Source organism: Vibrio sp. 10N.222.48.A3 (assembly GCF_041475345.1).
In the GTDB taxonomy this organism is placed as follows: domain Bacteria; phylum Pseudomonadota; class Gammaproteobacteria; order Enterobacterales; family Vibrionaceae; genus Vibrio; species Vibrio tasmaniensis_A.
On the sequence record NZ_JBFRVX010000665.1, the window covers coordinates 1 to 3,792 of the forward strand.

Sequence of the window (3,792 nt, forward strand, 5' to 3'; positions counted from 1 at the left end):
GGCTATTCGGTTCTGGTAGATAGCGAGGCACGCACAAACGCGCCTGATTTGGGTAATCAAACGGGCTCGGTAGTGAAAATTGTGCTGACGGTTTTAGCCCAAGCCGTGAGGTGAAATGGTCGAAATCGTCCGACACCGCCAAAGTTGCAGAGGTAAACACCCAAGCACCCGGTTTTAGCTCAATCTTCTCATGGAATTTGTCGGCGACTGAGAGTGGCGTGATGTGCAAAGCAAAGTGTCGTGGCGTGGTGTCATACCAATACGAATAACCAGTAATCGACACGTCACATACACGTTCGATACGCGACTTAATCATGGTTGCACGCTCGAAAGCCGTGTCTAACAACTGGCTTCGACCCAATGCTAATTTCAATACATCAACGGCCAATTGCAACGCATCTTGTAAGCGAACTAACTCTCTCGCAATCGACTCTGACTTCAATGCTTCACGCCAGTTACCGCGAAAGCCCGTATCGCCAAGCACAATGCGTAGATCGGCTGACGATTGAACGAGCCTATCCCCTACTTTCTGCAGTTGGCGCATGTCTTTGGCTTCAGTTCGGTAAGCAATTTCAATGTCCTTGGCTAGCTCTTGGATCTGTCGGCTGGAAACCGATTGTCCGAAGTATTGGCTAGCGATATCGGGAAGTTGGTGCGCTTCATCGAAGATAAACACATCGGCTTCAGGTATCAGCTCACCAAACCCGGTTTCTTTGATCGCTAAATCCGCGAGAAACAAGTGGTGGTTCACTACAACAACATCAGAATCCATCGCTTTTTTACGCGCCTTCAGCACAAAGCAATCGGTGTAGCTTGGGCACTCTTTGCCTAAGCAGTTGTCGTTAGTCGAGGTAATGGTTGGAATGACCGGGCTATCTTCAGCAATATCATCACAGTCACCTAAATCGCCAGTTTGAGTCGCGGACGACCAGCTGCGCACTTTCACCAACTGAGCTAACAGCGTTGGATCGGTGTGAGTGCCATGGCTCTCGATCATTTGACGACTGAGCCTGTCCAAGCACAAATAGTTTGAACGGCCTTTGAGTAACGCAACCTGACCATAAAAACCAAGCGCATCGACCATCAATGGTAAATCTCGGTGAAACAGCTGTTCTTGAAGGTTTTTAGACCCCGTACTGATGATCGTTTTCTTACCACTCAGCAGTGCTGGCACTAGATAAGCAAACGTCTTACCTGTTCCCGTTCCCGCTTCAACGACCAATTGGCTCTGTTGTTCAATAGCCTGTGAAACCGCTTCAGCCATGTCTAGCTGAGCTTGTCGAGGTTGGAACCCAGGGATCGCTTTACCCAAAGCACCATCAGCAGAAAACGTTTTAGATATCATAGAGTACGAAGTTTAGAAAAATAGAAGGCGAATTATGGCAGGTTTAGTGAGCCGGCGCGAATCAAGAATGACTTCGCACCGGAGGTGTTTGGTTTGGGTTAAGCTACCTAGAAGGTAAGAATTGAAGAAATAAAAATCAAAGAATCGTTATTATTTTCGGCTGAGATAACGCGACAACCAAGGGGCGCCTTCAAAATGATTATCGCAAGGCTGCATGGCTTTCACTGCATCGGTTGGTGAGGTTTTACTTTCCCACATTTCATCTAGAACATTACCATCTAACTCTGTACTTCCCGCTAATGAATTCACTCGTTTGCAGTACAGTTTTTTTGCTAGTAACTCTTTATCCATAAGTATCACCTCTATTTTTGGCCAAAGCGTCAATGCCTCGGTTGAAGTTCAAATGCGTACTACGGTCAAAACTTGAAAAATGAAGCTTCTGCCTTTTTTTCTATCGAAAAACTGATATTTCTATATAAAACAATTTATCGATGCGATAAATGAGCAGCAGAATTTGTTGAAACCAACTTGATAATAGATTAATTATAACGGTGATACTGCGGCTCAGTTCACCGTTCGACGGCCTGCATTAAATTTTGAAGAATCCCGATTTCATATAATAAGTGCAACATTCATGGAAGTAAGATGCAAATGGAAAGAAAAACTTTATTAACACATTGTACTGACGCCCCAGGCCTCATCTCAAAGATCACCAACATTTGTTATAAGCACCAACTCAATATTATTCACAATAATGAGTTCGTTGATAACACAAGTGGCCACTTCTTTATGCGCACAGAGCTAGAGGGCTACTTCAATGACGAAACCTTACTCGCCGATTTAGACCAAGCCCTGCCAGAAAACACAAAACGTAAGCTGGTTGATTCATCTCGTAAGCGTGTTGTGATTCTGGTAACTAAAGAAGCACACTGCCTTGGCGATATTCTGATGAAGAACTTCGATGGCAGTTTAGATGTTGATATTGCGGCAGTAGTTGGTAACTACGATACACTGCAAAGCCTAACCGAGCGTTTTGATATCCCTTACCACCATGTTTCTCACGAAGGATTAAACCGTGAAGAGCATGAGAAGAAGATGTTGGAAGTCATTGACCAGTATGAGGCGGACTATCTAGTGCTTGCTAAATACATGCGAGTGCTGACGCCGGGGTTTGTTGAGAAGTACAACCACAAAATCATCAACATTCACCACAGTTTCTTGCCTGCATTCATTGGTGCTAAGCCATACCAGCAAGCTTACGAGCGCGGTGTGAAGATCATTGGTGCAACGGCACACTTTGTGACAAACGATCTCGATGAAGGTCCAATCATCAAGCAAGATGTTATCCCAGTGGATCACAATTTCAGCGCGAAAGACATGGCACAAGCGGGTCGTGACGTAGAGAAGAACGTGTTGAGTAAGGCTTTAAACAAAGTGATCAATGATCACGTGTTTGTTTACGGCAACAAGACCGTGATTCTGTAGATCGGAGGTTCGATTTCAGGTAAGACTTCCAGTTAGAACCCAATAAAAAACGCGCAATAGGGTTAATCCATTGCGCGTTTTTTGTATCTGATGATCTGACTAGCTTTATGAGATTCCCGACTACGCTCCTTCGTCGCTATCGGGAATGACGAATTCGGTAAGAACCTTCTAACCGTAGACTCTGACATACGCCCTCGAACGCTCAGACTGTCAGCATCTAAAGATAGACCTGGCAAACACCATCAAACACCCCGTAATTCCGACGAGCCTTGGTGAGTTCAGGAATCTATTCCCAGCAACTATCCAATCAAATTAGGCCTGTTCTGACTCAACAATCTTCTTCAAAGAGTGTGGATGCAGCTTAATGCAAATCCCTTGATGCTTGAATGCAACCGTTGGATTATTCAAACGTTCCCCCTCACCTTTCGGGCTAGAGAGTTTTATCTTAATGCCTTGATCTGCCAAATTTTCAAACTTAGCAGCGAACTGCGGGTAAGTCTCTTTAAGGTCTGCTAGATACTCATCGGCCGTTTGTGCGTGAGAAGGAATCACAAACTCTACATGCTCCCAATCTTGGCTCGGGTAAATCTTGCCTTCAGCTGGGTATGGAAGCTCTAAACATTCAATCTTCCAACCAAGGCTTTGCAATGGTTTATCGAAAGCCAACACCACAATGGGACGACCATTGATCATCGCTTCTGAAATCGTAGAGCCGTATTCAGACCATGCTTGATGTGCTGATTTCGCAAGCTCAGTTTCATTGATTCTTAATGCAATATGATCCGCTTGAGCAAAGCTTAAATCCAAACCCAGCACATTTCCGAGGTTCTCAATTTTCGTCATAAACGTATCAAGGCGTGCAATCATTTGTTGTGGTTCTAGTTCTGCTTGCTTCAGGCTCATCGTCATTGTCTATGTTCTCCAAATAATGGCAGCATGGTATCAGTTTTACTTCCAGCAAC

Annotated in this window: 4 protein-coding genes; 1 reads left to right on the top strand and 3 read right to left on the bottom strand. The window is 44.8% G+C overall.

Annotated elements, in window-relative coordinates:
- Together AB4653_RS18030 and AB4653_RS18035 are read right to left on the bottom strand one after the other, a co-directional pair.
- A partial coding sequence (locus AB4653_RS18030; RefSeq protein WP_372104901.1) for an ATP-dependent DNA helicase occupies positions 1-1,345 on the bottom strand: 1,345 nt, incomplete at its 3' end.
- A 150-nt stretch (positions 1,346-1,495) separates the two neighbouring features.
- Positions 1,496-1,696: a hypothetical protein gene (locus AB4653_RS18035; protein WP_009847305.1), complete on the bottom strand. Its 201-nt coding sequence runs from the start codon at positions 1,694-1,696 to the stop codon at positions 1,496-1,498.
- A 300-nt stretch (positions 1,697-1,996) separates the two neighbouring features.
- Between AB4653_RS18035 and purU the strand changes: the two genes are divergently transcribed.
- Complete coding sequence (gene purU / locus AB4653_RS18040; RefSeq protein ID WP_012604522.1) at positions 1,997-2,830, top strand: formyltetrahydrofolate deformylase; 834 nt, start codon at positions 1,997-1,999, stop codon at positions 2,828-2,830.
- A gap of 312 nt (positions 2,831-3,142) precedes the next feature.
- Here purU and AB4653_RS18045 read toward each other — a convergent pair whose 3' ends face one another.
- A complete protein-coding gene (locus tag AB4653_RS18045) occupies positions 3,143-3,739 on the bottom strand; it encodes a VOC family protein (RefSeq protein WP_009847307.1) in 597 nt (198 codons plus the stop codon).
- Positions 3,740-3,792: the final 53 nt, after the last annotated feature.

What these genes read in the sequence shown, in the direction of transcription:
- purU (WP_012604522.1), top strand. Translation starts at nt 1,997, where the DNA reads ATGGAAAGAAAAACTTTATTAACACATTGTACTGACGCCCCAGGCCTC.
- AB4653_RS18035 (WP_009847305.1), bottom strand. Translation starts at nt 1,696, where the DNA reads ATGGATAAAGAGTTACTAGCAAAAAAACTGTACTGCAAACGAGTGAAT.
- AB4653_RS18045 (WP_009847307.1), bottom strand. Translation starts at nt 3,739, where the DNA reads ATGACGATGAGCCTGAAGCAAGCAGAACTAGAACCACAACAAATGATT.